This window comes from Pseudoxanthomonas sp. CF125, from assembly GCF_900104085.1.
GTDB lineage: Bacteria > Pseudomonadota > Gammaproteobacteria > Xanthomonadales > Xanthomonadaceae > Pseudoxanthomonas_A.
On record NZ_FNLD01000004.1, the window covers coordinates 164,499 to 190,647 of the forward strand.

The following is a 26,149-nucleotide window of genomic DNA, read 5'->3' on the forward strand; positions in this document are numbered from 1 at the left end:
CATGAGCGGCTAGCCGCACATTTGTTCATTGGCTCACGCAAGATATTTGTTCATTGATTCACACAAATAGTCGGCACTACGCTCCTGTCTTGGCCAAGAAGGCTAAGCACAGGCGGCATCATGGAAGAGCTGAGAAACTTCTTCTTCTTTCGCGTCATCTACGATTTCATCCACAGCGAGATAGACCAGTTCGCCATCCAGCTGCTGGCCCGAACCATGGCGCTGGTCAGCGCTGCGGCTTTGAGCGTGCTGACACTCTGGATTCTGATCCGTGGTTACCGCATCGTCACCGGCCAATCCCATCAACCGATGCTGGGGTTGGTCGTGGATTCCCTACGCACCACGATCATCCTTGGTTTCGCCTGCGGCATGGCCTTGGGCGGCTCCACGCTCTACGAGTTTCTGGGCAGCGACCTGCCCAACGAAATCTCGCGCGTGGTGACCGGCAGCGACACGCCAGTCATCGAACAGATCGACCGCAGCCTGGCCGTCATGCAAGTGGCGTTGACCAGCATCGATTCGCTGGAAGTGGGACACGACCCGATCGTGAACAAGGCCAAGAGCCGGGACTTGTGGTTCACCGGTATTGGCACGGCCGTACCGGCACTGAGTGGCGGGGCGATGCTGTTGATGAACCAGATCGCCCTGGCCTTGTTCATAGGGCTGGGGCCGCTCTTCATCCTGAGCCTGCTGTTCGAGCAGACCAAGAGCCTGTTCGGCAAATGGCTGTACTACGGCATCGGCACGATGTTCTCGCTGGCGGTGCTGAGCGTGATGGTCACAATGGCCTTGGACATGGTGCTGGCAGTCGCCACGGCGTTCTGGCTCAGCGCCCCACTAGCAGCCAACACCGAAGGCATCACCAGTCTGGCCATGCAACAAGGCGGCCTGGGCCTGATCCTGACCGTGCTGATCCTCAGCGCCCCGCCGATGGCGGCTCAGTTCTTCAATGGGGTGTTGGGCAATTTCAGTCCTTTATCGGCGTTTGGGGGTGGCATGGCTAGGCGTGGCGCGACCAGCGAGAGCGGCTATGCCGGAGCGGCCCAGGAAGCTCCAGAAGAGTTCCATCCGGGGCAGCATCACTTCCGGCATACATTGCCGACTCAGGATGAGGTGGATCAGGTAAGGCGCCAGCAACAATCTGAAGGATCTCAGCCGCCAGGAAGAGCGGCAGAATTTGACGTTATCGCAGATACAAATGCGGCCGCGAAATCTGCTGCTATCGCCGAGACAGGAACCGCGCAAGTCGCTGATGTAGGAATGCGAGGGGATGACTTCAATGCGTGGTTGTTTGGTCTGGGCAGGACCGACTATCTGCGCGACAACCCACAAGTACGAGACGCGCTACGTACTCAGCTACTCGCGTTTGAAGCGGGATTGATCACAGGCCCATTGGCACAAAATAATTTTCAAATAGAGGATCGCGCTGCGTTCACCATCGTCCTGAGCGAGAATCCGGATGAGCTTGCTAGAAGACTGGACAGTGGGCTCAAGTCCGCACTGCTTGGTGCCGATGAGGTGTTGTTGCAACAAGCCAGAAATCCCCAGGCGGTACTGACTGCACAGCAACAGACTGATGTAACGACCGCTCTACACAATCGGCTGATGATGGTCGGCGTTAGAGAGAACGATCCGGCCTTGACCGGCTTGCCCATCGGACAGAGGATCGAGATGCTGAAAGGCACAGACGCAGGGCTGAGAGACCGGTTGGTTGAGCGGTCGACGGAATTGCTGGAAATGTCTGCGCGTGAGTTGACGGTAAGACAAGCAATGCACAGCGACCTCACGCAGGGTGCTGATGGCGAAGTGCGTGCTGTTTACTATGATAACAACGACATCCGCCGCCAGATCCAATTCGATGCGGCACAGAATGTGGCGTATGCAGCGCGCGCTATCGGTGTCAGCCAAGAGGAAGCGTTAGCCAAAATTGATTGGTCGCTGTATGACGCGTCCTTATATGCGGCCGCCAATACAAATGGAATAACCCAAGTGCAGTTCAATGGTGCTTGGCGCCCACGGGCCGCTACGATGCGTGACTACCGCAATTCACTGGAGCGGGAGTCGCCAGAACGTCGAGAGTACGATCGCTGGTTCGGAGCATCCGGCCTTCCAAATGACTACAGTTGGTCTCGTCTACACACCGAAGGGGTAGGCGTGGATATAAGGCAGCTTAATGGCGTCAATCTGTCACCTTCCTCTGCAACCCAAGAACAATTCGATTTTATTCGAAAACTCATTGAATACAATAATGGGGATTCCGTGACTAGGATTATCGGCCCTGTGGAGCACATTGGTACAGGCATCGTGACGCACGAAACACGTGATGGATTCAGCGCGAATGTGGGAAGAAACACAACGCTCCAGAATCACAGAGATCACATCCATTACGGAGAATAGAGCGATGAAACTGTCAAATTTTTTGATTTTTGCTTTACTGCCGTTGTTCGGCTGCTGTGGATCAGGGGTGCCAGAACCGGGCTCAGATGCCGACTTCGTTGATCACAGTGCAGTGTATGTATGTGGAAAAGGAGAGTCTCAAGCAGTTAGGACTGGTGAGCCTGTTTATATCAGGGCGAAGGGCGGAGCTGATCAGCATGTCCGTTACTTCGTAGATACCTATGCCGATTTCAATGGAGATCAAGCCGCTCCTGTATTCGGGGCTTTCAGTGCGATTAGTAAGTCAATCTCTATTCCTCAAAGATGCGCTATCAATTTCGTAAACTTCAAGAGAGCAGACTCATTGGAGTCTAATTATTTTGCTTTTGATATTTCTCCCGCCGAAAAAGAGATGTGGGCGGGAACAGATAGCTTTACATATGAAGATCCAGCTCAATATTTAAAATTCATGCCGGGCGGCCGCGTTGAATTAGGTTCATATGCTGAAAGAAAGGTTGACGATAGCAGTATGCCGGATCATCTAAAGCATTATGGATGGGTGTGGGAGTACGGTGATTTCTACTATGCCAGGATTGATATTGGTGACGGACAGCATCTGTACGTAGCTGGAGGCAAGAAAGACAGAAAGATAGTCTCTGTTTTTGGTGGCAAGCCTCTTGCTTCTAACGGAGTCCAGTCGACACGATCAAACAATGATCTCGGGCCGCGTTCGTCAGCTGATGGCGTCACGGCCTCTCAAGGAGTAGAGCCAAATTGCGAGAACCGTCGAGAAGTGACTCTTAACCAGCGTGGCTTCAAGCACTCATTGACGTACTCAATCCAAGGCAAGTCATGCATGAGCTCTGTCTACACAGTAGAGATAACGAGCTCGACTGGACAGACTCTTTACTCTTTCTCCAGAAATATGGCGGAAATGTACGTCAGCCACGCAACAACGAACATGGACAAGCGCGCTGAAGCACTGAAAGAAGCGAAGATACTCATCCATGGAATTAGTCTGATCCCAATCGTGGACGCAGTGTCTCCTATCGAGGAAGAGGGTCAAGATCTGAGAATTGACGCTGCGCAAGCCGAGCGATTGACGCAGTCGAATGATTGGGCTATTGGCCATCCTGAGTCATTCGAAGGCCATAGCTTTATTGCTTATGATCCGGAACTAAACCGATATGTTGTTGTTTCCTTAATCGGCTCATGAAACTGGAAGTTAGGCCCCGTAAGGTGGCTTCAGTCCGCCGCTCTTTCCGAAATCATTGCAACTGGATTCACGGCAACGGTGGGCCAAGACCCACCCTACGAGCTGGCTCCCTCACGCGCCATCTGCCTGAAAGCCGTAGTGGCAATGATTCCCCACTTTCCCACTTCTCCGCTCGGTGAGCCGATAGGGGTGTGGTAGATCGCCGGCACGATGCTGGTGCTGATGTGTGTGTTTACAGTGATGCGGCCGGCGAAAAGCGAGCCGCGATCGTTCAAACCTCCAGCGAGGCTAGATCGCCCTTCTGTTCCAGCCACGCCTTGCGATCCGAAGCGCGCTTCTTGGCTAGCAACATATCCATCAGCGAACGCGTACCGCTGTCGTCTTCGTTGGTCAGCTGCACCAAGCGCCGCGTATCCGGATGGATGGTCGATTCGCGCAGCTGCGAAGGGTTCATTTCGCCCAGTCCCTTGAAGCGGGTGACGTTGACCGCGCCCTTGAGCTTCTCGCGCTCTATCTTCTCCAGCAGCAGGCGCTTCTCTTCCTCGTCCAGCGCGTAGAACACCTGCTTGCCCACGTCCACACGGAATAGGGGCGGCATAGCCACGAAGATGTTGCCGGCTTCCACCAGGGCAGGGAAATGCTTGAGGAATAGCGCGGTCAGCAGCGTAGCGATGTGCAAACCGTCTGAGTCCGCATCGGCCAGGATCACCACCTTGCCGTAGCGCAGGCCGGTGATGTCGTCCTTGCCGGGATCGCAACCGATGGCCACGGCAAGGTCGTGCACTTCGTTGGAGGCCAGCACGCCGCCTGAGGCCACTTCCCAGGTGTTGAGGATCTTGCCGCGCAACGGCAGGATGGCCTGGAAATCCTTGTCGCGCGCCTGCTTGGCGCTGCCGCCGGCCGAGTCGCCTTCCACCAGGAACAGTTCGGTGCGCGAGAGATCCTGCGAAATGCAGTCGGCCAGCTTGCCGGGCAGGGCAGGGCCCTGGGTGACCTTCTTGCGCACGATCTGCTTTTCGGTCTTCAGACGCGCGCTGGCGCGTTCGATCGCCAGTTGCGCGATGCGTTCGCCGAAATCGGTGTGCTGGTTGAGCCACAGCGAGAACGCATCGTGCGCGGCGCCTTCGATGAAGCCGGCGGCCTGGCGCGAACTCAGGCGTTCCTTGGTCTGGCCGCTGAACTGCGGGTCGGTCATCTTCAGCGACAGCACGAAGGCCACGCGGTCCCACACGTCTTCCGGCGCCAGTTTCACGCCGCGCGGCAGCAGATTGCGGAAATCGCAGAACTCGCGCAGCGCATCGGTCAGGCCGCTGCGCAGGCCGTTGACGTGGGTGCCGTGCTGGGCGGTGGGAATCAGGTTGACGTAGCTTTCCTGCACCAGCTCGCCTTCGGGAATCCAGGACACGGCCCAGTCCACGATCTCGCTCTGCTTGGACAGCTGGCCTACGAACAGTTCCGGCGGCAGCAGCTCGCGTCCGCTGAGTTCCCCCAGCAGGTAGTCGCGCAGGCCGTCGGCGTAGTGCCACTCGTCGCGCTCGCCGCTGGCTTCGTCGAACAGCTTCACGGTCAGGCCCGGGCAGAGCACGGCCTTGGCGCGCAGCAAATGCTTCAGCGCGCGCAGGTTGTACTTGGCGGTGTCGAAATATTTCGGATCGGCCCAGAAGCGCAGCCGGGTGCCGGTGTTCTTCTTGCCGACGCTGCCTACGATTTCCAGCTTGGAAGCCGCGTCGCCGTCGCGGAATTCCATGCGGTATTCGTTGCCGTCGCGCTTGATGAACAACTCGACCTTCTTCGACAGCGCATTGACCACGCTCACGCCCACGCCATGCAGGCCGCCGCTGAAGGTGTAGTTGCGGTTGTTGAACTTGCCGCCGGCATGCAGGCGGGTGAGGATCAGTTCAACGCCCGAGATCTTCTCTTCGGGATGGATGTCCACCGGCATGCCGCGGCCGTCGTCGCTGACCTGGCAGCTGCCGTCCTTGAACAGGATCACCTCGATCTCGCTGGCATGGCCGGCCAGCGCTTCGTCCACGGCGTTGTCGATGACTTCCTGGGCCAGATGGTTGGGCCGGGTGGTGTCGGTGTACATGCCCGGGCGGCGTTTGACCGGGTCCAGGCCGGAAAGGACTTCGATATCGGCGGCGTTGTAGCGGGTATTCATGGAGTGGGCGGTTTTTTTCTGATGGCGACTACAGCCCCGAAGTGTGCGGCTTGGTTTCTTTTTTTGCACGTTCAGTGGCAGGTGGGTTGCGGTGGACTATGTTTCGCGCGACCGGCGAGGGCGTTTCGGCTCGATTTGCTCCCCGGTCGGCAGTAAACGGAGAACCCCCATGAACAAGCGCAACCTGATCCTCCTTGGCGCCATCGCCGCCGCACTGACCGCCACGGCGGCCTTTGCCCAGTCCAAGGCCAATTCCAACGCCGACCGGACCGCTACCGCCGCCGGGGACGAGAAATCCGACGCCGACAAGAAGGCCGAGCGCCGCGCCCAGAACGAGGCCGCAGCCGCCGCCAGGGCCAAGGCCAAGGGCGAAAGCGGCAAGAAATCGGACACGGAAGAAGAAGAGGAAGAGCGCAAGCCCTGATAGGCCGCGCCTGACTACGCTTATCGGGCCGAATAGGCCCACGCATGCCCCGCTTGGTCGGGGCGTGCGGTTTTAATGGGTCCGCCCCACCGGATAGCTTTGTACATCAGAGGGTCAACCGGTAAACTATGGCTTTCCGGGAGGCCTCGAGCCATGACCCCCCTGATTTTCGTTACCGGCGGTGTAGTGTCCTCGCTTGGCAAGGGCATCGCCGCCGCTTCGCTTGCCTCCATCCTTGAAGCCCGCGGCCTGCGGGTGACGATGATGAAGCTGGACCCCTACATCAACGTGGACCCGGGCACCATGAGCCCGTTCCAGCACGGCGAGGTCTACGTCACCGACGACGGCGCCGAAACCGACCTGGACCTGGGCCACTACGAGCGCTTCGTGCGCACGCGCCTGAGCCGCAAGAACTCCATCACCACCGGCCGCATCTACGAGAACGTGATCCGCAAGGAGCGCCGCGGCGACTACCTGGGCGCCACCGTGCAGGTGATTCCGCACGTCACCGACGAGATCAAGCGCTGCATCGACGATGCCACGGCCGGATTCGACGTAGCCCTGGTGGAGATTGGCGGCACCGTGGGCGACATCGAATCGCTGCCGTTCCTGGAAGCGATCCGCCAGATCCGCACCGAGCGCGGCCAGGAAAAGGCGCTGTTCATGCATCTGACCCTGGTGCCGTACATCGCGGCGGCCGGCGAGCTGAAGACCAAGCCCACCCAGCACTCGGTGAAGGAATTGCGTTCCATCGGCATCCAGCCCGACGTGCTGCTGTGCCGCAGCGAGCAGCCGTTGCCGGATTCGGAACGCCGCAAGATCGCCTCGTTCACCAACGTGCCCGAGCGCGCCGTGATCACCGCGCGCGACGTGGATGTGCTGTACAAGATTCCGCTGGAGCTGCACGAGCAGCATCTCGATGAAATCGTGGTCAACCAGCTGAAGCTGCCGGTGACCGGTCCGGCCGATCTTTCGGAATGGGAAGCGGCGGTCGATGCCACGCTCAATCCTCTGGATGAAGTCACCATCGCCGTGGTCGGCAAGTACGTGGACCACAAGGACGCCTACAAGTCCGTCGGCGAAGCGCTGAAGCATGGCGGTCTGCGCCAGCGTACGCGGGTCAACCTGAAATGGCTGGAAGCCCAGGAGCTGGAAGGCGGCGATATGGCCGCCCTGCAGGACGTGGACGGCATCCTGGTGCCCGGTGGCTTCGGCGACCGCGGCTTCGAAGGCAAGGTCGTCACCGCGCAATACGCGCGCGAGCACGGCGTGCCGTATTTCGGCATCTGCTACGGCATGCAGGCTGCGGTGGTGGATTACGCCCGCAATATCCTGGGCATGGCCGACGCCAACAGCACCGAGAACGACAAGCAATCCACGCATCCGGTGATCGGCCTGATCACCGAGTGGCGCACGGCCACCGGCGAAGTGGAAAAGCGCGACGAACGCACCGATCTGGGCGGCAGCATGCGCCTGGGCCTGCAGGAAGCGCGCCTGAAGCCAGGTACGCTGGCGCGCGAGCTGTACGGCAAGGACGTGGTGGCCGAGCGCCATCGCCATCGTTACGAGTTCAATAATCGCTACCGTACCCAGATGGAAGACGCTGGTCTGGTGATTTCCGCCAAGTCCATGGACGACTTGCTGGTGGAAATGATCGAACTGCCGCGCAGCCAGCATCCGTGGTTCCTGGCCTGCCAGGCGCATCCCGAATTCCTTTCGACCCCGCGCGATGGGCATCCGCTGTTCGTCGGGTTCATCCGCGCCGCGCGTGAGATGAAGGCGGGTGGCAAATTGCTGAAGGAAGCACGGGCGTGACCTTACTTGCGTCATTCCTGCGAAAGCAGGAATCCAATTTGACTTTGCTTTTGCATGTCGTTCCCCGTGTCACGGAAACCGACCGCATTGGCTCGTCGGATGGGAAGGCAAAAGCAAAATGGATCCCGGCTTTCGCTGGGATGACGACAATCTGGAGTGGTTCATGAAACTTTGCGACTTCGAAGTCGGCCTCGATAAACCGTTTTTTCTGATTGCCGGTCCCTGCGTCATCGAATCCATGCAGCTGCAGCTGGACGTCGCCGGCAAGCTGAAAGAGATCACCGGCAAGCTGGGCATCAACTTCATCTTCAAGTCCAGCTTCGACAAGGCCAACCGCACCTCCGGCACCAGCTTCCGAGGCCCCGGCCTGGAAGAGGGTTTGAAGGTGCTGGCCGAAGTGAAGAAGCAGATCGGCGTGCCGGTGCTCACCGACGTGCACGAATACACCCCGCTGGACGAAGTGGCCTCGGTCGTCGATGTGCTGCAGACGCCTGCGTTCCTGTGCCGCCAGACCGATTTCATCCACAAGGTGGCCAGTGCCGGCCGGCCGGTAAACATCAAGAAGGGCCAGTTCCTTTCGCCCTGGGAAATGAAACACGTCACCAACAAGGCCAAGGCGACCGGCAACGAGCAGATCATGGCCTGCGAACGCGGCGCCAGCTTCGGCTACAACAACCTGGTTTCGGACATGCGCTCGCTCAGCGTGATGCGCGACACCGGCTGCCCGGTGGTGTTCGACGCCACTCATTCGGTGCAGTTGCCCGGCGGCATGGACGGCAAATCCGGCGGCCAGCGCGAGTTCGTGCCGGTGCTGGCGCGTGCGGCGATGGCCGTGGGCATCGCCGGCATCTTCATGGAAACGCATCCCAAGCCGGAAGAGGCATTGTCCGATGGTCCCAACGCATGGCCGCTCGGCAAGATGGAGGCACTGCTGGAAACATTGATGGCGCTGGACAGCATCACCAAGAAGAATGGATTTCTGGAGAGCGATGTCTGATGCAGCCGCTCCAGGTTGGAACCGGATGGGTGAACGCATGAAACAGCGAGCCAGGTTGCTGCTCGCGGCGCTGCTCGCCCTGGCTTGCGGTGATGCGATGGCCTGTCGGATGGCCGGTTACGTCTGGCCGACATCGATCCAACTGGCGACCAGCTCCGAGTGGGTGTTCATCATGCACGTCAACGACGTGCTTCCACTGAGTCCGAGTGAGGCTGCCTTTGCCAGCAGCGCATTCGAAAGCGTTCCTGCGGGAATTCCTTTCCGCTTCCCGACAGAGAAAGCGCAGGTCTCTCTGCTGCGCAGCTTGAAGGGCGATGCGCCTGCCACAGCGGTGGTGGAAAGTTCTGTCGAAGGCTGTTCCGGCGTTTCCCTGCAATCAGGCGGGGACTACCTGGTATTCGCCAATCCGCCGGAAACCGGAGACGGTGTGATCGCACCCATCAAAGGCTCATTCAAACTCGGGAACGCGTACGCGCAAACCGAACTGCAGAAGATCGAAAACCATCTCACCCTCCAGGCAATGAAACCATGACTGCCATAAAATCAATCCACGCCCGCGAAATCCTCGACAGCCGCGGTAATCCCACCCTGGAAGCGGAAGTCACGCTGGAGGATGGCTCGTTCGGCCGTGCGATGGTGCCCTCGGGCGCTTCCACCGGCTCCAAGGAAGCGGTGGAGCTTCGCGACGGCGACAAGACCCGCTACCTGGGCAAGGGCGTGCAGCATGCCGTGGGCAACGTCAACGGCGCCATCGCCACCGCGCTGAAAGGTTTCGACGCCGCCGATCAGGAAGGGCTGGACCGTCGCCTGATCGATATCGACGGCACCGAGAACAAGGGCCGCCTGGGCGCCAATGCGCTGCTCGGCGTTTCCCTGGCCAATGCGCATGCGGTGGCCGCCTCGAAGAAGATGCCGCTGTGGCAGCACCTGGCCAATGGCGACGACGTGGTGCTGCCGGTGCCGATGATGAACATCATCAACGGCGGTGCGCATGCGGACAACAATGTGGACTTTCAGGAGTTCATGGTGTTGCCGGTGGGCTTCGACACCTTCGCCGAATCCCTGCGCGCGGGTACCGAGATATTCCATTCGCTCAAGGCGGTGCTGAAAGGCCACGGCCTGAGCACGGCGGTCGGCGACGAAGGCGGTTTCGCCCCGGATTTCCGCAGCAATGTGGAAGCGCTTGACACCATCCTGGAGGCCATCGGCAAGGCCGGCTACAAAGCGGGCGAGGACGTGCTGCTGGGACTGGATGTGGCCTCCACGGAGTTCTTCGAGAACGGCAAGTACCACCTGATGGGCGAAGGCAAGCGCCTGACCAGCGAGCAATTCGTGGATTTCCTGGCCGATTGGGCCGCCGAGTATCCGATCATCACCATCGAGGACGGCCTGGCCGAAGACGATTGGGCCGGCTGGAAGCTGCTGACGGAGCGCATCGGCAAGAAAGTGCAGCTGGTCGGCGACGATCTGTTCGTCACCAATCCCAAGATCTTCAAGCAGGGCATCGAATCGGGCACCGCCAACGCGATCCTGATCAAGGTCAACCAGATCGGCACGCTGACCGAAACCCTGGAGGCCGTTTCCATGGCCCACCACGCCAACTACGCGGCGATCATTTCGCATCGTTCGGGCGAAACCGAAGACACCACCATCGCCGACATCGCGGTGGCCACCACCGCCACCCAGATCAAGACCGGCTCGCTGTGCCGCAGCGACCGCGTCGCCAAGTACAACCAACTGCTGCGCATCGAGGAGGCGTTGGGCAACAAGGCGCGCTACGCCGGCCGCAACGCTTTCGTGTCGTTGAAGCGGTAAGCGATGCGGCGTCTCGCATGGCCATTGCTGGTGCTGGCGCTGCTGTTCGGGTGGCTGCAGTACCGGTTGTGGTTCAGCGAGGGCAGCTGGGGCGAAGTGACCGGGCTGCAGAACCAGGTGGCGCACCAGAAGCGCGACAACCAGGGCCTGCAGGAACGCAATAACGCCCTGGCCGCGGAAGTCGAGGATCTCAAGTCGGGCGAAGAAGCGGTCGAAGAGCGCGCGCGCAGCGAGCTGGGCATGATCAAGCCGGGCGAGAAGTTCTACCGCGTGGTGGAAGCGCCCACCGCGCCGGCGCCGGTCACGGAAGAAACCGCCGCTCCGCAGGCGGAGCAAGACCGCTGATGCCCGGCATCTGGGTGGTAGTGCCCGCCGCCGGACGCGGCACCCGTTTCGGCGCCGAAATTCCCAAACAGTATCTGAGCGTCGATGGACAACCGTTGATCGCCTACACGCTCGCGGCGCTATTCGCGCATCCGGCGGTGGAAGGTGCCGTGGTGGCGCTGTCGGAGAACGACGCCGACTGGCCGGGCTGGGAAAGCTTCAGCGGCAAGCCGATCCTGACCTGTGTTGGCGGCGTCACCCGCGCCGGGTCGGTGCTGGCCGCGCTCAACGCGCTGCCGGCCGAGGTCAGAGCCGACGACTTCGTGCTGGTGCACGATGCGGCGCGGCCCAACCTGGGCCAGGAAGACCTGCAGCAACTGCTCGAGCGCGGCCGCAACGATCCGGTGGGCGCGATCCTGGCCGCGCCGGTGCGCGACACGCTGAAACGCGCCGGCGACGACGGTGGCATCGACGGCACCGAGCCGCGGCAGCGGCTGTGGCGCGCGCTGACCCCGCAGCTGTTCCGCCGCCTGCAGCTGTCGCGCGCGCTGGAGGAGGCCGGCAAGGCGGGCGTCGAGGTTACCGACGAATCGATGGCGATGGAGCTGCAGGGTTTGCGGCCGCTGCTGATCGAAGGCAGCGAGGATAATTTCAAGATCACCACGCCGGCCGACTTGGCGCGTTTCGAGTTCATGCTTTCGAAGCGGCAGACGTGAAGTAAGAACTTCCGTCATTCCCGCGAAGGCGGGAACCCGGCGACTTGGTTTTTTGCGAGGAAAGGAAGCCCGAGAGAGAAGTCACTGGGTTCCCGCCTTCGCGGGAATGACGGCAACAGCCATTCTGAATCAGGACGCATTCCATGCATAACACCTCCAATATCCGCATCGGCCAGGGTATCGACGTCCACGCCTTCGCTGCGGGCGACCACCTCATGCTCGGCGGCGTGCGCGTGCCGCACGACCGCGGCGTGGAAGCGCACAGCGATGGCGACGTGGTCCTGCATGCGTTGTGCGACGCGATGCTGGGTGCATTGGCGATGGGCGATATCGGCAGGCATTTCCCGCCGTCCGACCCGCAGTGGAAGGGCGCCGACAGCCGCGCGTTCCTTCGCCATTGCAATAGCTTGATCCAAGGAAAGGGCTGGAAAGTGGGCAATGCGGACATCACCGTTATCTGCGAGCGCCCCAAGGTAGGTCCGCACGCGGACGCGATGCGTGCGCTGATCGCCGCCGACCTGGGCATCGACGCGGACGCGGTCAGCGTCAAGGCCACCACCAGCGAGAAGCTTGGCTTCACCGGACGCGGCGAAGGCATCGCCGCGCAAGCAGTGGTGCTGCTGGTCCGTAACGCGTGACCCAATCGTTGCCCAGCGCTTTCGGCGCGCCGGTACTGCGCGCCCGCATCCGCACCGTTCCAGAGGATTTCTTCGTCGAGGAGATCGCGGGGTTCGAACCCAGCGGGGAAGGCGAGCATTTGCTGCTGACCATAGAAAAACGCGGCCTCAATACCGCCGCGGTAGCCAAGCGCTTGGCCGAATGGGCTGGTTTGCCGGAAATGGCCATCGGCTACGCAGGCATGAAGGACAGGCATGCGGTGACGCGTCAGCGATTCAGCGTGCACCTGCCCAAGCGCATCGCCCCGGAGCAGGCGCCGCTGCAGTCCGAAGATCTGACCGTGACCCATTCGGCATGGCACAACCGCAAGTTGCCACGCGGCGCGCTGGCTGGAAACCGTTTCGTGCTGATCCTGCGCGAGGTAGCGGGCGAACGCGCGCTCATCGACGAACGTCTGCGTCAGATCGCCGCCCGCGGTCTGCCCAACTGGTTCGGCGAACAGCGCTTCGGCCGGGGCGGCGATAATGTCCAATCGGCGCTGTCGATGTTCGCGGGGCGCCGCGTGCGCCATGACCAGCGTTCGATCCTGCTGTCGGCGGCTCGCTCGGAGCTTTTCAATCGCGTATTGGCCGCGCGCGTGCGCGACGCCAGTTGGGATGCCGGGCTGGAAGGAGAGGTATGGACCTTGTCGGGCAGCCGCAGCGTGTTCGGTCCGGAACCCTGGAGCCAGGCGTTGGCCGAGCGCCTGGCGCGTTTCGATATCCACCCCAGCGGGCCGTTGTGGGGAGCCGGTGAGCTTCGCAGTACGGCGCGCTGCGCCGAGCTGGAGCGATCGGCCCTGCACGGCGACGATGCGCTTGCTTTGCGCAAAGGCCTGGAGGATGCGGGGCTGAAACAGGAGCGCCGTGCCCTGCGTCTGATCGCAGAAGGGCTGGTCTGGACATGGCCGGAAGAAGCCACGCTATCGCTGGCGTTTTCGCTGCCGCCCGGCTGTTACGCCACCGCTTTGCTGCAAGAGCTCGGAGAAATCTCCGATGCGACCCGGGATTGACGCCGTTCGTCGGAAAGCCTTAGCAGGTACTGGAACGCCGGCAGGCGCGGCGTATAAGCCGAATTGACGTCTGGAGATTCACTAATCGGCATATCCGCCGGACGCCGTGACTTTCTGGCTTTCGAATCGGAGGGTGTCATGAAAACTCTTTTGAGAATCGCGACCTTATCGTTCGGATTGGTACTGCTTGTCGGTTGCGCCAGCACTAAAACCGCTTATCGCGAAGCGCCGCCGCAACAGCGGTCCGCAGGATTCAGCATGGAAGTGGACGAGCGGTACGTGACCTTGGTCGAGAACATCGCCAAGCAGCGCGGAACCCGGGTGATGTGGGTCAACAAGCCCACCAAGCGGGTGAACACGGTAGCTGCCGCGGACTGATCCCTGGCGTCAGTTTCAGCGCCGGGCCAGCAATACCACCACGGCGCCGGTACCGCCTTGCGCGGCCGGCGCGGAGTGGAATGCGAATACGTCGGCCCGTTGCCGCAACACGCGGTCGACCAGATTCTTCAACACCGGCAGCCCGCCGTCGTCGCGCTGCCCCTTGCCGTGGATGACGCGCACGCATCCGAATTCGTGGGCGTGCGCCTCGGCCAGAAAATGCCTCAGCATCGATTCGGCCTGCAGCAGGGTGGCGCCATGCAGGTCCAGTTCGTCCTGCGCCGAAAAACGCCCGCGCTTCAATCGCTGGAAGACCGCAGGCGGCACCGAGTCGCGCCGGTAACTCAGGGTGTCGCCCGCCGCCAGGGCCGACAGATCGTCCAGCCCGCGTTGGAACTCGCTGCGCGCCTCGCGCTCATCGCGTTCGGCCATGCGTGCGGCCGGCCTGGGTTTGGGTTTGCCGGGAGCGGGCGTTGATTCCGGCAATCGTTTGACCGGTCCTATCGCTTCGCGGAACAGCGCGGCATCGTCATCGTCGTCGGGAAGCATTGGCATGCCTGCAGGTTAGCGGCATCGGGGCGGGGCGCAAGAGCGTGCGGTATCATGGGCCCGTACTTGAGGAACCCCATGCGCGTACTTGTTAGTAACGACGACGGCGTAGACGCCCCCGGCATCCGAATCCTTGCGGAAGGCCTGCGCAGCGCCGGCCACGAAGTCCTGGTGGTCGCGCCCGACCGCGATCGCTCCGGCGCCAGCAACTCGCTGACCCTGGATCTGCCCATCCGCATCAAGAAGCTGGACGAGCAGACCTGGCGCGTCGCCGGCACGCCCACCGATTGCGTGCACCTAGCGCTGACCGGAATGCTGGAAGTAGAACCCGACATCGTCGTGTCCGGCATCAACAACGCCGCCAATCTGGGCGACGACGTGATCTATTCGGGAACCGTGTCGGCGGCGATGGAAGGCCGTTTTCTGGGCCTGCCCGCAGTGGCCGTATCGCTGGCCACCGCCGATCACAAGGCAAACCATTTCGCTACCGCCGCGCGCGCTGCTGTGGAGATCGTGGCGCGGTTGAAATCCGATCCGCTGCCGGCCGACACCATCCTCAACGTGAATGTGCCCGATCTGCCGTGGGATGAAATCGCCGGTTTCGAAGTCACCCGCCTGGGCAACCGCCACCGTTCCGAAGCCTGTCTGCCGCAGCCCGATCCACGCGGCGGAACGGTGTACTGGATCGGTCCGGCCGGACCGGAGCAGGACGCCGGCCCGGGCACCGATTTCCATGCGGTGCGCACCGGTTTCATTTCCATCACCCCGATCCATGTGGACCTGACCCGTTATCAGGCGCTGGAAAAAGTCGCCAGCTGGGTCGGCGGGCTGAGCGCTTCGCTGGAGGCATCGGCGTGACTCCAAGGTTGCGTGAGGCCGTGGGCCAGGGCATGACTTCCCAGCGGGTTCGCGACCGTTTGGTGGACCGCCTGCGCGCGGGAACCGATAACAGCGCCGGCATCCGCGACGAGAACGTGCTCAATGCCGTGCGCACGGTGCCGCGCCATCTGTTCATCGACGAAGCGCTGGCGACCCGCGCCTACGAAGACACCGCCTTGCCCATCGGCCATAGCCAGACCATTTCCCAGCCGTGGGTGGTGGCGCGCATGACCGAGGCGCTGCTGCAGAACGCGTCGCCGAAGAAGGTGCTGGAGATCGGCACCGGCTCCGGTTACCAGGCCGCCATCCTGGCCGCGCTGGGCCTGGAGGTGTACACGGTCGAACGCATCGGCGACCTGCTACGGCAAGCCCGCAAGCGCTTTCGCCAGTTGGGCATGAATGTGCGCAGCAAGCACGACGATGGGCGCATCGGTTGGCCCGAGCACGCGCCCTACGACGGGATCATCGTCACCGCCGCCGCGCCCGCGCTGGTGAGCGCGCTGGTCGATCAGCTCGCGGTCGGCGGGCACCTGGTGGCGCCGGTGGGCGGCGCTTCCTCGCAATCGCTGATCAAGCTGACCAAGCGCGAAGACGGCGGCGTGGACGAACAGGTGCTGGCGCCGGTGGTGTTCGTTCCGTTGCTGTCCGGCACTTTGGATTAGGCATGAAGATATTCGGACCGCTGTACGCCCGCGCCATCCAGTGGGCGCAACACCGGCATGCGCCCCGGCTGCTCGCCGGACTGAGCTTCATCGAAGCCATCATCTTTCCCGTTCCGCCCGAAGTCATGCTTGCGCCGATGTCGCTGGCGCAACCCAAACGCGCGCTTTGGTTCGCCACCTTGAGCCTGATCGGTTCGCTGGCCGGCGCGGTGGTCGGATACGCGTTGGGCCACTTCGCGTTCGAGGCGTTGAAGCCGGTGATCGAATGGCTGGGGTGGAGCGCCGGCATCGACGAGCAAGTGACGCATTTGCGGCAGGTGGTGGCGGAGTCTCCGTGGAAGGCATTCTGGTTGTTGGTGCTGGCCGGATTCACGCCGATCCCGCTGAAGATATTCACGTGGGCCTCAGGCATTGTCGGCGTACCGCTGCTACCGTTCCTTGCCAGCATGCTGGTCGGCCGCGGCAAGCGCCTGTACCTGGTTGCCGGCGCGATCAGACTCGGCGGCGCGCGCGCTGAAGCTGCGTTGCATCGCTGGATCGAACCGGTAGGCTGGATCTCCACCGCGTTGCTGGTGCTGTTGATCGGCTGGCTGGTGTGGAAAGCCAACGGCGGATGACGCATAACAAACCACGGAACGACCGACGGAAATGACCAACAGCAAATGGAATACGCATAAGTCATTGGCCCTGTTGGCTGCCGCAGCCCTGTTGGCCGCATGCAGCAGCACCGTGGTGCGCGAGACCTCTTCTTCCCGCACTCCGCAGCGCATCGTTTCCCAACCCAAATACGGCGCAACCGTCAGCGTGCAGCGCGGCGACACCTTGTTCGGCGTGGCCTTCCGCAACGGCATCGATTTCCGCGACTTGGCGGCCTGGAACAACATCCCCTCGCCGTACACCATCTACCCGGGGCAAAGCCTGAAGTTGTATCCGCCCAGCCGCAGCAGCGTTGCGGCTCCGGTCACCCGGCCCACTCCCGCCGCGCCGCGTCCGCCGGCAGCGGTGAAGCCGGTGCCGGCGCCAAGACCGGCCAGCAGCGGTTTCAACTGGCGTTGGCCGGCGGAGGGCGTGGTCATCGGGCGCTTCACCGCGGGCGACGCCACCAAGCAGGGCGTGGACATCGCCGGCGCCAACGGCCAGGCGGTGCGTGCGGCCAGCGATGGGGTGGTGGTGTATTCGGGCGGCGGCCTGGTGGGCTACGGCGAACTGATCATCATCAAGCACAACGAATCGTGGCTGTCGGCCTATGGCCACAACCGCAAACGCCTGGTCAACGAAGGCCAGAACGTGAAGGCCGGGCAACAGATCGCGGAAATGGGCCGCAGCGGCGCTTCGCGCGACATGCTGCATTTCGAGATCCGCTACAACGGCAAGCCGGTGGATCCGCTGATCTATCTACCCAAACGCTAAAGTTCTAGCTAGCGCGTCGTAGGTCGGCCCCCGTATCAAGTACGGGGCAGGCTCTACGTGGCCGACGCCCGTGAAAGATGAACGTCCAGCATGGCCGCGCGTCGGGGGGCGTAGCCCCGACCTACGTTAGTCCCGGTAGGGCCGAGTTTGCTCAGTTGCTCTTTACGGTAAGCCACACAGCGACTCTGGGGACCTCCGCCCTACAACTTGCACAGCGAAGTGCGCCGGCTGTGGTCGCTGCCCCAGGTTCGAAAGCCAGATGTGTCCAGGTGAATTTTCGTGTCCGTGTAGAAACCGAGCCCCAGCTTCAATGCGGGTCCTTTGCTACGCCAGTACTCGCAAAGGCGGGCCACGTTGGCGGGCGAGGCGGGCAGGTCGAAGTCCAGCGCGTTGTTCTGCACGTGCCGGCTGCGTGCAGCGCCGCCGGCACATCGATTGAGCGCGGCATCCCGGTAGCCCGAAGCCACCCGGTTGGAATCCACCAGTCCTGCAGACCGCAGGTCTTCAAGTGCGCGCAGGGTTGGCAGCAGATTGGGCCACAGCGCTCGCGGCGGGATCGCGAACTCACTGGCTTTGCATTCGCGCCAGGGTCGCGCGCTGCGCAGCAGCGAGCGCATCGGGGCCACTCCGCCCAGGCCTTTGCTGTCCAGAAATTGCTGGTACTGGGCGACCCCGGCCGCTTGAGGAGTCGTCGACCATTGCAAGTAGCGATCCGGCGGAGGCGACTCGGCACAACCCGCCGATAGCAACAGCAAAAGCAGAGCCGGCAGTCGCCTCATGGCCGCGCCCCACAAACGGACCTCGGTCACGGCGTCAGCAGGAAACCGGCCACCACCCGCCTGCCTTCGCCTGCGAGCACATTGAACGTGCGCGCCGCGGCGGGATTGGTCATGACCTCGATACCGATGCCGCGGGTCAGACAGGCGGCCATGACCGCTGCGGATGGGAAAACCTGCCGCTCGCCGGTTCCCAGCACCACCAGCTCCGGATTGAGCGCAAGCAAGGGGGCGAGGTCTTCGGGCAGCAGCGCTGCCGGGTCGCGGACGTTCCAGTCCTCGATCAGCTCGTTCGGCGCCAGGATGAAACTGGCTTCCAGTACCCGGTCGTTGACCTTGGCACTGCGGCCGTCGGCCGCGCGCAGGGCATAAGCGTAGTCGGGGCGTTCGTGGTTCAGTTGCATGTGGGTCGTCTGCGGCTGACCGGGATCAGGCCGGTGGAAGGTCGCCTGTTACTTCCGCGGCAACACGATCTGGCGGTGGTCCTTGCTGGGCCGGTACAGCACCGCCACATGGCCGATGCGCTGCACCAGGGCGGCTCCGGACTTGTCCACGATTTCCCCGATCATGGCGTCACGGGTTTCGCGGTCTTCGGCGCCGATCTTCACCTTGACCAGTTCGTGCTGCTCCAGCACCGCGTCCAGTTCGGCCAGGAAGGCCGGGGTGAGCCCTTTGGCGCCGATCTGCAGCAGGGCCTTCAGGTCGTGGGCCTGGCCACGCAGGAAGCGCGACTGGCTGGAGGTCAAAGCTGTGGACATGCGCTGCGGTACGGGGTCTCAAGGGGGTTCAGGGTATCATGGCCGCCCCACCGAACCCGTTTCTCCAGCCGCCTGCGTGCGGGCCGGGGGACTGACGCGCCCATGGCCACCCGCAGCAAAAGCAGCCAACGCTGGCTCAAAGAGCACTTCGCCGACCCCTATGTGAAGAAGGCGCAGGCCGAGGGCCTGCGTTCGCGCGCGGCCTACAAGCTGGAAGAGCTGATCGAGCGCGACCGCCTGCTCAAGCCGGGCATGGTGGTGGTGGATCTGGGCGCGGCTCCGGGCGGCTGGTCGCAGTTCGTGCGCAAGGCGCTGGGCGACAGCGGCCGGGTGGTGGCGATGGATATCCTGGAGATGCCCAGCCTGGCCGGGGTGGACTTCCTTCATGGGGATTTCAGGGAAGATGACGTCCTATCGCAGCTGGAAGCCATGTTGAACGGCCAGCCCGTGGACCTTGTGCTCTCGGATATGGCCCCCAATAAGAGTGGTGTGGACGCGGTCGACCAGCCGCGCATGATGCATCTGGCCGAGCTGGCGATGGATTTCGCCGACGGCCATCTGAAACCGGGCGGGGCTTTCCTGATCAAGCTGTTCCAGGGCACCGGTTTCGATGACTACGTGCGCGAACTGCGGCGGCGTTACGAGAAAGTGGTCATCCGCAAGCCGGATGCCTCGCGCAAGCGCTCCCCGGAAGTCTATGCGCTGGGGCAGGGCAAGCTTCTGCACATGAAATGAAGCGGTTAGTTGTAGTCTTCCAATCGAATTAACAGGAAACACCGGAGTCAATGAGGATGAACGGCTTGAGCAAGAATCTGCTGCTGTGGGTAGTCGTCGCCGTCGTGCTGATGGTGGTGTTCCAGAGTTTTTCGCCGAAGCTGGGCAACGCCGCGGGTGCCGAAACCAATTATTCGCAGTTCCTGCAGGAAGTGGACAACGGTTCGGTGGCATCGGTGAATTTCACCAACGACAGCAACCTGGTCACCAACGCGATCCAGTACAAGCGCACCGACGGCACCGCCGGAACGGTGTACGGGCCGCAGGACAACTACCTAGTCAACATGCTGGTGAAGAAGAACGTCGCCATCACCCGCGAGAAGCCGGCCAGCGGCCTGTCCCTGGGCTCGATCCTGATGACCTTCCTGCCGGTGCTGCTCATCATCGGTTTCTGGATCTTCATGATGCGGCAGATGCAGGGCGGCGGCGGCGGCGCCAAGGGCGCCATGTCCTTCGGCAAGTCGCGCGCCAAGCTGCAGGGCGACGATCAGATCAAGGTGACTTTCGCCGACGTGGCCGGTTGCGACGAGGCCAAGGAAGAAGTGAGCGAGCTGGTCGAATTCCTGCGCGATCCGGGTAAGTTCCAGAAGCTGGGCGGCAAGATTCCGCGCGGCGTGCTGATGGTCGGCCAGCCGGGTACCGGCAAGACGCTGCTGGCCAAGGCCATCGCAGGCGAAGCCAGGGTGCCGTTCTTCAGCATCTCCGGTTCGGATTTCGTCGAGATGTTCGTCGGCGTCGGCGCCAGCCGCGTGCGCGACATGTTCGATCAGGCCAAGAAGCACGCGCCGTGCATCATCTTCATCGACGAGATCGACGCGGTCGGCCGCCATCGCGGCGCCGGCCTGGGCGGCGGTCATGACGAGCGCGAGCAGACCCTCAACCAGTTGCTGGTGGAGATGGACGGTTTCGAAGGCGGCGAAGGCGTGATCGTGATCGCCGCGACCAACCGTCCCGACGTGCTCGACCCGGCGTTGCTGCGTCCGGGCCGTTTCGACCGTCAGGTCGTGGTCGGCCTGCCCGACGTGAAGGGCCGCGAACAGATCCTGCGCGTGCATATGCGCAAGCTGCCGCTAGCCGACGACGTGGTGCCGATGGTGATCGCCCGCGGCACGCCCGGTTTCTCCGGTGCGGATCTTGCGAACCTGTGCAACGAAGCGGCGCTGTTCGCTGCGCGCGAAAGCGGCAAGGAAGTGCGCATGGAGCACTTCGACCGCGCCCGCGACAAGATCATCATGGGCACCGAGCGCCGCTCGCTGGCCATGAGCGAGGAAGAGAAGCGCAACACCGCCTACCACGAGTCAGGCCACGCCATCGTCGGCCGCCTGGTGCCCGAGCACGACCCGGTCTACAAGGTCACCATCATCCCGCGCGACCGCGCGCTGGGCGTGACCGTGTACCTGCCCGAAGGCGACAAGTACAGCATCAACCGCACCGGCATCGAGAGCCGTCTGGCGACGCTGTACGGCGGCCGCGTGGCCGAAGAACTGATCTTCGGCGCCGACAAGGTCACCACCGGCGCCTCCAACGACATCGAGCGCGCCACCAAGATGGCCCGCAACATGGTCACCAAGTGGGGTCTGTCCGAGGAACTGGGCCCGATCACCTACGCGGAAGAGGAAGAGGAAGTGTTCCTGGGCCGTTCGGTGAGCCAGCACAAGAACGTCTCCGACGACACCGCGCGCAAGATCGACGAAGTGGTGCGCACCATCCTGGACAAGGCCTACGCGCGCACCACCAAGATCCTGACCGAGAACATCGACAAGCTGCATGCGATGGCCGAGACGCTGATGCTGTACGAGACCATCGACGTGCCGCAGATCGACGCCATCATGGAAGGCCGCGAGCCGCCGCCGCCGGCCGGCTGGACCAAGACCGACAAGGGCGAAGTGATGCCGCTGCCGCCAATTGGTGGGCCGGCCGCGCAGACCTGATGCGAACGCTGCTTGTCGTGCGATACCGAAAAGGCCAGAGTTCGTTCTGGCCTTTTTTGTAGGTCGGGGCTACGCCCCCGACACGCTTGATGCATGGTCGCGCGTCGGGGGCGTAGCCCCGACCTACGATGCAGCCGGCGCGGCCCTACACTAACCGTCTTTTCAGGTTGGCTCATCCCATGTTCGATACCACGCCCCAACTCGACTGCGCAGGCCGCTTGATCAGGCTCGACCGCCCGCAGGTGATGGGCATCGTCAACGTTACCCCTGATTCCTTCTCCGACGGCGGCGCGCACGTCACGGCGGAAGCGGCGGTGGCGCATGCATTGAAATTGGTGGAAGAGGGCGCCGACCTGCTCGACATCGGCGGCGAATCCACACGGCCAGGCGCGGAAGAGGTTTCCGTCGAAGAAGAGCTGCGCCGTGTCATCCCGGTAATCGAGCGGCTGGCCAAACAGACTTCGCTGCCGATCAGCATCGACACCTCCAAGCCCGAAGTGATGCGTGCCGCGGTCGCGGCGGGTGCGGGCATGATCAACGACGTCTACGCCTTGCGCCGCGAAGGCGCGCTGGAGGCCGCGGCCGCGCTGGGCGTGCCCGTGGTGCTGATGCACATGCGGGGCGAACCGCGCTCAATGCAGCAGGCGCCCGATTACGACGATGTGGTCGGCGACGTGCATCGCTTCCTGGCCGAACGTCTGTTCGCCGCCGAAATGTCCGGCATCTCCAAGAAGAACCTCATCGTCGATCCAGGTTTCGGCTTCGGCAAGAACACCCAACACAACCTGTCGCTGCTCGCGCAGCTGCAACGTTTCACCGAACTGGGCGTGCCCGTGCTCGCCGGGCTTTCGCGCAAACGCACACTGGGCGAGATCACCGGGCGCGACGCCGCGCAGGATCGCGTCTCCGCCTCGGTCGCTGCCCATCTCATCGCCGCCCAGCGCAGCGCGTCGATCCTGCGCGTGCATGACGTTGCGCAGACCGTCGATGCACTGAAAGTGTGGAATGCGGTCGCCGCCGTTCCCATGCCGCGCGGCAAAGCCCAGGCCGCCACGATCCGCTGGCCGGACGACGATTGATGGCGGCCGATCGCCGGCCGATAGCCATCGCCCTGATGGGCCCCACCGCCTCGGGCAAGACCGCGCTGGCGATGGAATGGGCGCAGCGCCTGCAGGGGGAAATCGTCAGCGTCGATTCGGCCCTGGTCTATCGCGGTCTGGATATCGGCGCGGCCAAACCGGAGGCGGCCATGCTGGCCGCCGTGCCGCACCACCTGATCGATGTGCGCGAGCCGTGGCAGCCCTACTCGGCGGCGGAGTTCGCTGCCGACGCACGCGCCGCGCTGGAGACGATTGCAGCGCGTGGCAGGATCCCGATCCTGGCCGGCGGCACCGGGTTGTATTTCCAGGCGTTGCTGGAAGGCTTGGCGCCGATGCCCGAAGCCGATCCGGCGATCCGCGCAACCATCGCCAGCGAAGCGGCCGAAAAAGGCTGGCCGGCGCTGCATGCAGAACTGGCCCAGGTCGACCCACGCGCCGCAGCGAAGATCAAAGCCACCGATCCGCAGCGCATCCAGCGCGCGCTGGAAGTGTTCCGCCTCAGCGGCAAACCCATCAGCCAATGGCAGGCGATGCCCGCGCGCGACCGCCTGCCGTTCCGGGTGCTCAAACTGGTGCTGGCGCCGCGCGACCGCGCCGTGCTCCATCAGCGCATCGAGTCGCGTTTCGATGCGATGCTCGCGGCCGGCTTCCTGGAGGAGGTCAATCGTTTGCGCGATCTGCCGCAACTGCAGGCGGTCGACAAGCCGCTGGACCTGCCGGCGATCCGTGCCGTCGGCTACCGGCAAGCCTGGGAATATCTGGACGGCGCCATTGCGGAAGCCGAATTCCGCGACCGCGCCATCTTCGCCACCCGCCAGCTGGCCAAGCGCCAACTCACCTGGCTGCGCGGCGAACGGGATGCGCGCTGGTTCGATCCTCTGGCCGACCGCCAGGCCCTTGAAGCCGCCCTGGCCCTGTTCCTGCCCTCGAATCTGCGCACTGGGTAGCTGGTCAATCGCCCGATGTTGTGTAACATCGGGTTTCCGGGTTTGCGGCAGGGGAGCTGTGCGCCGTCCCGGACCAATAAAAACAACACCTATAGAAATAGGCGGGAGTTAGAAATGTCCAAGGGGCAATCCTTGCAGGATCCTTTCCTGAATGCGTTGCGGCGCGAGCGGGTGCCGGTTTCGGTCTACCTGGTCAACGGCATCAAGTTGCAGGGCACCATCGAGTCGTTCGATCAGTTCGTGGTGTTGCTGCGCAATACGGTCAGCCAGATGGTCTACAAGCACGCCATTTCCACGGTGGTGCCGGCGCGCAATGTGCGCGTGGGGCCGGGCGGCGGTTATGTGCAGGGCAATGAAGACGGTGGCGAGGAAGGCGGCGACGAGAACGAGTAGGTGGCTGGTTTCTCCATAGCGATCTGATTCGTAGCGTCCCGATTCTTTCTGACGTCATCAAAATTACCGAGGTCATCCCAGCGAAAGCTGGGATCCGTCTTGATCTCGCCTTTGCTCCTGCTCCTGCGTTTGCTTCTGCCACCTCCCTCGCGCGCAGCGCAGGAGAGGATTGAGGAGGGGTGCTCTTGATCTCGCTTCTCTCGTCATCCCCGCGAAGGCGGGGACCCAGCGACTTTGCTTTTGGCTTGTGAAGTGCAAAAGCGTTGACCAGCCGTTCGGCTGTTAAAAGCCGCGCTTTGCGCGAGTCACTTTTCTTTGAACGGCAAAGAAAAGTAACCAAAAGAAAGCCGCCCTAACGTCGCGCCCCACGATGAAGCCGTGGGGTCCGCAAGCGAGGCGGGAATTTTTGGAAGCAGCATCCTGCTGCTCCAAAAACGGCGCACATCCTTGTGCGCCGCCCCTGCGGGGTTTACCCACCTCGCTTGCCGCTCCTCACGGGAAGGGTAAAAAGCCAAATCTGAAGCAAGACCAGCCCCAGCCCTTTGTATTCCGACGTTTCGCCCCCACACTTGTCCCATGTTCGAAAGATCCAGAAAGGGCGAGCACGCCCTGTTGATACAGCCCATGCGCTCGGGTTCGGGCGGGAGTTCGCCCGATGATGGGGCGCAGGAGGAATTCGCCGACCTGGCCCGTTCCGCCGGCGCGTCCATCGCCGCGGTGATCACCGCGCGCGTGGATAAGCCCAGTCCTTCGACCTATATCGGCAGCGGCAAGCTGGATGAGGTGAAGGCCGCGGCCGACGCCACTGGCGCCGATCTGATCCTGGTCAACCATTCGCTGTCGCCCGGCCAGGAGCGCAACCTGGAGAAATTCCTGGAGCGCCGCGTGCTGGACCGCACCGGGCTGATCCTGGACATTTTCGCCCAGCGCGCCCGCAGCTTCGAAGGCAAGCTACAGGTCGAACTGGCCCAGCTGCAGCACATGGCCACCCGACTGGTGCGCGGCTGGACCCACCTTGAGCGCCAGCGGGGCGGTTCCATCGGCCTGCGCGGTCCCGGCGAAACCCAGTTGGAAACCGACCGCCGCCTGCTGCAGAAACGCGTCGACCAGCTGCAGAAGCGCCTGGAAAAAGTCGAAGTGCAGCAGACCCAGATGCGCCGCGCCCGCGTGCGCAGCGAAATGCCGCGCGTGGCCCTGGTGGGCTACACCAACGCCGGCAAATCCACCCTGTTCAACGCCATGACCGGCTCGGACGCCTATGCGGCCGACAAGCTGTTCGCCACGCTCGACCCCACCGTGCGCCGGGTCAATCTGCGCGGCGGCGGCATCATGCTGTCGGACACGGTCGGCTTCGTGCGCGACCTACCGCACGAACTGGTCGCCGCATTCCGTTCCACCCTGTCCGAAGCGCGCGAGGCCGACCTGCTGCTGCACGTCATCGACGCCGCCGACCCGCTGCGCGAAGACCGCATTGCCCAGGTCGATTCGGTGCTGCAGGAAATCGGCGCCGGCGATATTCCGCAAGTGCTGATCTACAACAAAATAGATCGGATCGAAGGCGCGCAGCCGCGCCTGGACCAGCCCGGCGAAGGCCGCGAACGCGTCTGGCTGTCCGCCCGCGACGCGCTGGGTCTGGAATTGCTGGAAGAGACGCTGGCCCAGCGCCTGTCGCTGGTGCGCATCCAGGGCCCGCTGCACCTTCCGGCCGCGCATTCCGAACGCCTGCGTTCACGCCTGCACGCCCTGGGCGCGGTGCGCGCCGAAACCCACGACGAGGACGGCTGGCATTTGCAAGTCGATCTCTCGCTCGCCGACGCCCAGCGCCTGGCGGTGCAGGCCGGCGGCGCGCCGCTGGAGGCGCTATTGCCGGAACCGGCCCGCGAGGAATGGATGGCGTAGGGCGGGTTTTAACCCGCCATTGCCATCTTCCCGTCACCGACGTCCCCAATCGAGGCGGCCATGCGACACGACGGGCGGCTTCGAACCAATATCGCGTCGACCGGAAGGATGGCAATGGCGGGTTAAAACCCGCCCTACGCTTGTCTGCCGGACTGTAAGGCCCTATCTAGTAGAATCGGA

At 62.9% G+C, this 26,149-nt stretch carries 27 protein-coding genes; 22 read left to right on the plus strand and 5 right to left on the minus strand.

Annotated features, from left to right (window positions below):
• The first annotated feature begins 120 nt into the window (after positions 1-120).
• Positions 121-2,397, plus strand: a complete 2,277-nt coding sequence (locus BLR66_RS18370; protein ID WP_093290097.1) for a TrbL/VirB6 family protein — start codon at positions 121-123, stop codon at positions 2,395-2,397.
• Between the two features lie 4 nt (positions 2,398-2,401).
• Positions 2,402-3,592, plus strand: coding sequence for a hypothetical protein (locus BLR66_RS19055; protein WP_143014701.1), 1,191 nt, complete (start codon positions 2,402-2,404; stop codon positions 3,590-3,592).
• Positions 3,593-3,863: 271 nt separating this feature from the next.
• Here BLR66_RS19055 and parE read toward each other — a convergent pair whose 3' ends face one another.
• Entirely contained in the window at positions 3,864-5,753 is a 1,890-nt protein-coding gene (parE, locus tag BLR66_RS18380) for a DNA topoisomerase IV subunit B (RefSeq protein WP_093290099.1), read from the minus strand.
• Between the two features lie 169 nt (positions 5,754-5,922).
• Between parE and BLR66_RS18385 the strand changes: the two genes are divergently transcribed.
• The 10 genes from BLR66_RS18385 (at position 5,923) to BLR66_RS18430 (ending at position 13,891) form a co-directional block, all read left to right on the plus strand.
• The gene (locus tag BLR66_RS18385) at positions 5,923-6,177 is read left to right on the plus strand and encodes a hypothetical protein (protein ID WP_093290100.1); all 255 of its coding nucleotides are present in this window, start codon (positions 5,923-5,925) and stop codon (positions 6,175-6,177) included.
• A 153-nt stretch (positions 6,178-6,330) separates the two neighbouring features.
• Positions 6,331-7,992 (plus strand): CTP synthase, encoded by a 1,662-nt coding sequence (locus BLR66_RS18390; RefSeq protein ID WP_093290101.1) that lies wholly within the window; start codon positions 6,331-6,333, stop codon positions 7,990-7,992.
• A 163-nt stretch (positions 7,993-8,155) separates the two neighbouring features.
• Positions 8,156-8,989, plus strand: coding sequence for a 3-deoxy-8-phosphooctulonate synthase (kdsA, locus tag BLR66_RS18395; RefSeq protein ID WP_093290168.1), 834 nt, complete (start codon positions 8,156-8,158; stop codon positions 8,987-8,989).
• Positions 8,982-9,521 (plus strand): hypothetical protein, encoded by a 540-nt coding sequence (locus tag BLR66_RS18400; RefSeq protein ID WP_176943963.1) that lies wholly within the window; start codon positions 8,982-8,984, stop codon positions 9,519-9,521. The genes kdsA and BLR66_RS18400 overlap by 8 nt, the downstream gene beginning before the upstream one ends.
• Positions 9,518-10,804 carry a phosphopyruvate hydratase gene (eno, locus tag BLR66_RS18405; protein ID WP_093290103.1) on the plus strand — a complete coding sequence of 429 codons (1,287 nt, stop codon included), beginning with the start codon at positions 9,518-9,520 and terminating at the stop codon, positions 10,802-10,804. Before BLR66_RS18400 ends, eno begins: the two co-directional genes overlap by 4 nt.
• Before the next feature lie 3 nt (positions 10,805-10,807).
• Positions 10,808-11,149 carry a cell division protein FtsB gene (ftsB, locus tag BLR66_RS18410; protein ID WP_093290104.1) on the plus strand — a complete coding sequence of 114 codons (342 nt, stop codon included), beginning with the start codon at positions 10,808-10,810 and terminating at the stop codon, positions 11,147-11,149.
• Positions 11,146-11,844: a 2-C-methyl-D-erythritol 4-phosphate cytidylyltransferase gene (ispD, locus tag BLR66_RS18415; protein WP_176943969.1), complete on the plus strand. Its 699-nt coding sequence runs from the start codon at positions 11,146-11,148 to the stop codon at positions 11,842-11,844. Before ftsB ends, ispD begins: the two co-directional genes overlap by 4 nt.
• A 143-nt stretch (positions 11,845-11,987) precedes the next feature.
• Positions 11,988-12,482, plus strand: coding sequence for a 2-C-methyl-D-erythritol 2,4-cyclodiphosphate synthase (ispF, locus tag BLR66_RS18420; protein WP_093290106.1), 495 nt, complete (start codon positions 11,988-11,990; stop codon positions 12,480-12,482).
• On the plus strand, positions 12,479-13,513 hold the full coding sequence (truD, locus tag BLR66_RS18425) for a tRNA pseudouridine(13) synthase TruD (RefSeq protein WP_093290107.1): 1,035 nt from the start codon (positions 12,479-12,481) through the stop codon (positions 13,511-13,513). The genes ispF and truD overlap by 4 nt, the downstream gene beginning before the upstream one ends.
• A gap of 138 nt (positions 13,514-13,651) precedes the next feature.
• Complete coding sequence (locus tag BLR66_RS18430) at positions 13,652-13,891, plus strand: hypothetical protein (protein WP_093290108.1); 240 nt, start codon at positions 13,652-13,654, stop codon at positions 13,889-13,891.
• A 15-nt stretch (positions 13,892-13,906) separates the two neighbouring features.
• On the opposite strand, the gene BLR66_RS18435 is transcribed toward BLR66_RS18430, so the two are convergent.
• Positions 13,907-14,446, minus strand: a complete 540-nt coding sequence (locus BLR66_RS18435) for a Smr/MutS family protein (protein ID WP_093290109.1) — start codon at positions 14,444-14,446, stop codon at positions 13,907-13,909.
• Positions 14,447-14,518: 72 nt separating this feature from the next.
• Here BLR66_RS18435 and surE point away from each other — a divergent pair, with 72 nt between their 5' ends.
• The 4 genes from surE to BLR66_RS18455 are packed head-to-tail and all read left to right on the plus strand — an operon-like array spanning position 14,519 to position 17,391.
• Complete coding sequence (gene surE, locus BLR66_RS18440; protein ID WP_093290110.1) at positions 14,519-15,298, plus strand: 5'/3'-nucleotidase SurE; 780 nt, start codon at positions 14,519-14,521, stop codon at positions 15,296-15,298.
• Entirely contained in the window at positions 15,295-15,981 is a 687-nt protein-coding gene (locus BLR66_RS18445; RefSeq protein ID WP_093290111.1) for a protein-L-isoaspartate(D-aspartate) O-methyltransferase, read from the plus strand. Before surE ends, BLR66_RS18445 begins: the two co-directional genes overlap by 4 nt.
• Before the next feature lie 2 nt (positions 15,982-15,983).
• Complete coding sequence (locus BLR66_RS18450; RefSeq protein WP_093290112.1) at positions 15,984-16,598, plus strand: YqaA family protein; 615 nt, start codon at positions 15,984-15,986, stop codon at positions 16,596-16,598.
• A gap of 31 nt (positions 16,599-16,629) precedes the next feature.
• Entirely contained in the window at positions 16,630-17,391 is a 762-nt protein-coding gene (locus tag BLR66_RS18455) for a peptidoglycan DD-metalloendopeptidase family protein (RefSeq protein WP_093290113.1), read from the plus strand.
• A gap of 200 nt (positions 17,392-17,591) precedes the next feature.
• Here BLR66_RS18455 and BLR66_RS18460 read toward each other — a convergent pair whose 3' ends face one another.
• The 3 genes from BLR66_RS18460 to yhbY are packed head-to-tail and all read right to left on the minus strand — an operon-like array spanning position 17,592 to position 18,925.
• Entirely contained in the window at positions 17,592-18,170 is a 579-nt protein-coding gene (locus BLR66_RS18460; protein ID WP_143014703.1) for a D-Ala-D-Ala carboxypeptidase family metallohydrolase, read from the minus strand.
• Between the two features lie 26 nt (positions 18,171-18,196).
• Positions 18,197-18,571 (minus strand): Mth938-like domain-containing protein, encoded by a 375-nt coding sequence (locus BLR66_RS18465; protein ID WP_093290115.1) that lies wholly within the window; start codon positions 18,569-18,571, stop codon positions 18,197-18,199.
• Between the two features lie 48 nt (positions 18,572-18,619).
• Entirely contained in the window at positions 18,620-18,925 is a 306-nt protein-coding gene (gene yhbY, locus BLR66_RS18470; protein ID WP_093290116.1) for a ribosome assembly RNA-binding protein YhbY, read from the minus strand.
• A gap of 102 nt (positions 18,926-19,027) precedes the next feature.
• Here yhbY and rlmE point away from each other — a divergent pair, with 102 nt between their 5' ends.
• The 6 genes from rlmE (at position 19,028) to hflX (ending at position 25,969) form a co-directional block, all read left to right on the plus strand.
• The gene (gene rlmE / locus BLR66_RS18475) at positions 19,028-19,660 is read left to right on the plus strand and encodes a 23S rRNA (uridine(2552)-2'-O)-methyltransferase RlmE (protein ID WP_093290117.1); all 633 of its coding nucleotides are present in this window, start codon (positions 19,028-19,030) and stop codon (positions 19,658-19,660) included.
• Between the two features lie 56 nt (positions 19,661-19,716).
• The gene (gene ftsH / locus BLR66_RS18480; protein ID WP_176943964.1) at positions 19,717-21,630 is read left to right on the plus strand and encodes an ATP-dependent zinc metalloprotease FtsH; all 1,914 of its coding nucleotides are present in this window, start codon (positions 19,717-19,719) and stop codon (positions 21,628-21,630) included.
• 179 nt (positions 21,631-21,809) lie between these two features.
• A complete protein-coding gene (gene folP / locus BLR66_RS18485) occupies positions 21,810-22,709 on the plus strand; it encodes a dihydropteroate synthase (RefSeq protein WP_093290119.1) in 900 nt (299 codons plus the stop codon).
• Positions 22,709-23,677, plus strand: a complete 969-nt coding sequence (gene miaA / locus BLR66_RS18490) for a tRNA (adenosine(37)-N6)-dimethylallyltransferase MiaA (protein WP_093290120.1) — start codon at positions 22,709-22,711, stop codon at positions 23,675-23,677. Before folP ends, miaA begins: the two co-directional genes overlap by 1 nt.
• A 114-nt stretch (positions 23,678-23,791) precedes the next feature.
• Entirely contained in the window at positions 23,792-24,070 is a 279-nt protein-coding gene (hfq, locus tag BLR66_RS18495) for an RNA chaperone Hfq (protein ID WP_093290121.1), read from the plus strand.
• A 576-nt stretch (positions 24,071-24,646) separates the two neighbouring features.
• Positions 24,647-25,969, plus strand: coding sequence for a ribosome rescue GTPase HflX (gene hflX, locus BLR66_RS18500; RefSeq protein ID WP_093290122.1), 1,323 nt, complete (start codon positions 24,647-24,649; stop codon positions 25,967-25,969).
• Positions 25,970-26,149: the final 180 nt, after the last annotated feature.

What these genes read in the sequence shown, in the direction of transcription:
- BLR66_RS18370 (WP_093290097.1), top strand. Translation starts at nt 121, where the DNA reads ATGGAAGAGCTGAGAAACTTCTTCTTCTTTCGCGTCATCTACGATTTC.
- BLR66_RS19055 (WP_143014701.1), top strand. Translation starts at nt 2,402, where the DNA reads ATGAAACTGTCAAATTTTTTGATTTTTGCTTTACTGCCGTTGTTCGGC.
- parE (WP_093290099.1), bottom strand. Translation starts at nt 5,753, where the DNA reads ATGAATACCCGCTACAACGCCGCCGATATCGAAGTCCTTTCCGGCCTG.
- BLR66_RS18385 (WP_093290100.1), top strand. Translation starts at nt 5,923, where the DNA reads ATGAACAAGCGCAACCTGATCCTCCTTGGCGCCATCGCCGCCGCACTG.
- BLR66_RS18390 (WP_093290101.1), top strand. Translation starts at nt 6,331, where the DNA reads ATGACCCCCCTGATTTTCGTTACCGGCGGTGTAGTGTCCTCGCTTGGC.
- kdsA (WP_093290168.1), top strand. Translation starts at nt 8,156, where the DNA reads ATGAAACTTTGCGACTTCGAAGTCGGCCTCGATAAACCGTTTTTTCTG.
- BLR66_RS18400 (WP_176943963.1), top strand. Translation starts at nt 8,982, where the DNA reads ATGTCTGATGCAGCCGCTCCAGGTTGGAACCGGATGGGTGAACGCATG.
- eno (WP_093290103.1), top strand. Translation starts at nt 9,518, where the DNA reads ATGACTGCCATAAAATCAATCCACGCCCGCGAAATCCTCGACAGCCGC.
- ftsB (WP_093290104.1), top strand. Translation starts at nt 10,808, where the DNA reads ATGCGGCGTCTCGCATGGCCATTGCTGGTGCTGGCGCTGCTGTTCGGG.
- ispF (WP_093290106.1), top strand. Translation starts at nt 11,988, where the DNA reads ATGCATAACACCTCCAATATCCGCATCGGCCAGGGTATCGACGTCCAC.
- BLR66_RS18430 (WP_093290108.1), top strand. Translation starts at nt 13,652, where the DNA reads ATGAAAACTCTTTTGAGAATCGCGACCTTATCGTTCGGATTGGTACTG.
- BLR66_RS18435 (WP_093290109.1), bottom strand. Translation starts at nt 14,446, where the DNA reads ATGCCAATGCTTCCCGACGACGATGACGATGCCGCGCTGTTCCGCGAA.
- surE (WP_093290110.1), top strand. Translation starts at nt 14,519, where the DNA reads ATGCGCGTACTTGTTAGTAACGACGACGGCGTAGACGCCCCCGGCATC.
- BLR66_RS18450 (WP_093290112.1), top strand. Translation starts at nt 15,984, where the DNA reads ATGAAGATATTCGGACCGCTGTACGCCCGCGCCATCCAGTGGGCGCAA.
- BLR66_RS18455 (WP_093290113.1), top strand. Translation starts at nt 16,630, where the DNA reads ATGACCAACAGCAAATGGAATACGCATAAGTCATTGGCCCTGTTGGCT.
- BLR66_RS18460 (WP_143014703.1), bottom strand. Translation starts at nt 18,170, where the DNA reads ATGAGGCGACTGCCGGCTCTGCTTTTGCTGTTGCTATCGGCGGGTTGT.
- BLR66_RS18465 (WP_093290115.1), bottom strand. Translation starts at nt 18,571, where the DNA reads ATGCAACTGAACCACGAACGCCCCGACTACGCTTATGCCCTGCGCGCG.
- yhbY (WP_093290116.1), bottom strand. Translation starts at nt 18,925, where the DNA reads ATGTCCACAGCTTTGACCTCCAGCCAGTCGCGCTTCCTGCGTGGCCAG.
- rlmE (WP_093290117.1), top strand. Translation starts at nt 19,028, where the DNA reads ATGGCCACCCGCAGCAAAAGCAGCCAACGCTGGCTCAAAGAGCACTTC.
- ftsH (WP_176943964.1), top strand. Translation starts at nt 19,717, where the DNA reads ATGAACGGCTTGAGCAAGAATCTGCTGCTGTGGGTAGTCGTCGCCGTC.
- folP (WP_093290119.1), top strand. Translation starts at nt 21,810, where the DNA reads ATGTTCGATACCACGCCCCAACTCGACTGCGCAGGCCGCTTGATCAGG.
- miaA (WP_093290120.1), top strand. Translation starts at nt 22,709, where the DNA reads ATGGCGGCCGATCGCCGGCCGATAGCCATCGCCCTGATGGGCCCCACC.
- hfq (WP_093290121.1), top strand. Translation starts at nt 23,792, where the DNA reads ATGTCCAAGGGGCAATCCTTGCAGGATCCTTTCCTGAATGCGTTGCGG.
- hflX (WP_093290122.1), top strand. Translation starts at nt 24,647, where the DNA reads ATGTTCGAAAGATCCAGAAAGGGCGAGCACGCCCTGTTGATACAGCCC.